Source organism: Bradyrhizobium sp. P2_E8 (genome assembly GCF_056403875.1).
The window spans coordinates 1-1,709 of the sequence record NZ_JBFUES010001315.1 but is presented as its reverse complement, the minus strand read 5'-3'; the positions used below and the strand labels follow the sequence as shown (position 1 = coordinate 1,709).

The following is a 1,709-nucleotide window of genomic DNA, read 5'->3' as shown; positions in this document are numbered from 1 at the left end:
GGGCACGATCTCCAGCACGAGCTGGAAGAACCAGGCGCCCGCGATCGTGGCTGCCGCAATCAGCGTGACGAGAAGGGAGGCGGCCAGCGCGGGGCTCGCCGCCGCCGGCTTGAACGCAGGTATTGCGGCACTCTGGGTCGTCACGGCAGCCTCTTCCGCTGGGTCGCTTTCCTTAGCCTCTAGCCCCAGCCCAAGCGGCTGTCGAGAACGGCCGGGATCACTTTGGCGCGGGTTGACCCTGCCCCGTCCATGGCTATAGTCCGCCGGCTTCGCGACGCCCGCACTGGGGCCGACCGAGGGCCCCTGTGGCGGAACTGGTAGACGCGCTCGACTCAAAATCGAGTTCCGCAAGGAGTGCTGGTTCGATTCCGGCCAGGGGCACCAGCCTTCGCTGCTTCGCAGCTACGGCTGGGCGAGCCAAACTCCGCACCGTCGAGGCGAAGCTGCGAAGGCTGTCCCGCCGAAGCCTTGGCGAAGGCGGACTGGTTCAACGAACCTCAGCATCGCCCTCCCTAGCCATCCTCCCATTCGCACTGTATAAACCGGTAGCTTCTTCTGTAACTCGAAGAGGCTCACATGAACGATCTGCACACGTGGCTTTCGCAGCAGCACCACGGTTTGCGCACCTTCCGTACATTTCAACAGAAGCTCGAGACGCTCGGCCGGGACGATCCCGCCCAGCGCGGCCTGTGCCGCCTGTTGAGCGGTCTCGTCGGCAGCTATGTCGAGGCCTTTGACGAAGCTCCGCTGCCGGTCGAGGTCGCCGACGGCGCCTATCACCGCCTGCTGACGCTGGTTGCAAGCATCGACCTGAACGCCGACGCCGACCGGCGGATCGCCGACATCAACCGGGTTGCGGAGAGTCGGCTCTGGCAGTGACGAGAAAGTGCCGCGTGCAACCGGCGTCGGCCTCCCCGACGCTCTGTGCCGGCAGCAGGCCGCGTGCGTGCCGGTACGAACGACCATCGAGGCGTTCGACTTCGCCAAGTCGATGCCTATATCCTGCAGCAGTACATGGTGTTGCAGCGAGCAGCTTTGATGGCCAGGAGACGCACGACGGAAGCCGATGCCGACGACCTCCCCCGCTACTTCGTCTGGGTCCGGGGCCTCGAAGGCCCCGAGCCGCAGAAATGGACGGCGATGGATTTCGGCATCGGTGACTGGAAGCGGCCGCTCGTGCTGGCCTATCTGGAACTGCCGGAAGGCGAACGGCACCTGCCGTTGTCGGCGCTGGCGCGGCGCTATCCGCCGCCGCGGGTGGAGACATTGTAGGCTGCGGAGTGGGTTAGCGTCAGCGTAACCCACTACTGTCTGTCTCCGCGAAAGCAAAAGAGGTGGGTTACGCTCCCAGCCTCCGCTCTTCGAGCTTCGGCAGGTTGCTAACCCACTCTACGAAGAGCGATCCTCACTTCCCCCTCGCCGCCGTCGGCGTCAGCCCGAACCGCCTGCGGAAGCAGCGGTTGAAATAAGAGAGGTCGTTGAAGCCGCAGGCAAACGCGATGTCGCTGATGCGGCCCTCGCGGTGGGCGAGGAGGTCGGCGGCCTTGCGCAGGCGCAGTTCGTTGAGGCGCGTGGTAAAGCTCGCGCCGGCTTCGAACAGCAGCTCGTTGACGTAGCGTTCGGAGAGACCGGCGGCGGCGGCAAGCTTTTGTGCGGAAAAATCCGGTTCGTGGAAGCGCGTTTCCAGAATCGGCAGCACGGCCTTGAGC

3 protein-coding genes, 1 tRNA gene and 1 pseudogene are annotated in these 1,709 nt (G+C 65.0%); 3 read left to right on the top strand and 2 right to left on the bottom strand.

Going from position 1 to position 1,709, the window contains the following annotated elements; genetic code table 11:
* A pseudogene (locus tag AC1D00_RS39970) lies at positions 1 to 144 on the bottom strand (disulfide bond formation protein B); the annotation flags it as partial.
* Positions 145 to 299: 155 nt separating this feature from the next.
* Here AC1D00_RS39970 and AC1D00_RS39965 point away from each other — a divergent pair.
* The 3 genes from AC1D00_RS39965 (at position 300) to AC1D00_RS39955 (ending at position 1,272) form a co-directional block, all read left to right on the top strand.
* Positions 300 to 384 (top strand) — tRNA-Leu (locus AC1D00_RS39965).
* Between the two features lie 192 nt (positions 385 to 576).
* Positions 577 to 879: a hypothetical protein gene (locus tag AC1D00_RS39960; RefSeq protein ID WP_135177704.1), complete on the top strand. Its 303-nt coding sequence runs from the start codon at positions 577 to 579 to the stop codon at positions 877 to 879.
* 159 nt (positions 880 to 1,038) lie between these two features.
* A complete protein-coding gene (locus tag AC1D00_RS39955; RefSeq protein ID WP_025575772.1) occupies positions 1,039 to 1,272 on the top strand; it encodes a hypothetical protein in 234 nt (77 codons plus the stop codon).
* A gap of 133 nt (positions 1,273 to 1,405) precedes the next feature.
* Here the strand turns inward: AC1D00_RS39955 and AC1D00_RS39950 are convergent.
* On the bottom strand, positions 1,406 to 1,709 hold a 304-nt coding region (locus tag AC1D00_RS39950), incomplete at its 5' end, for a helix-turn-helix transcriptional regulator (protein WP_477014487.1).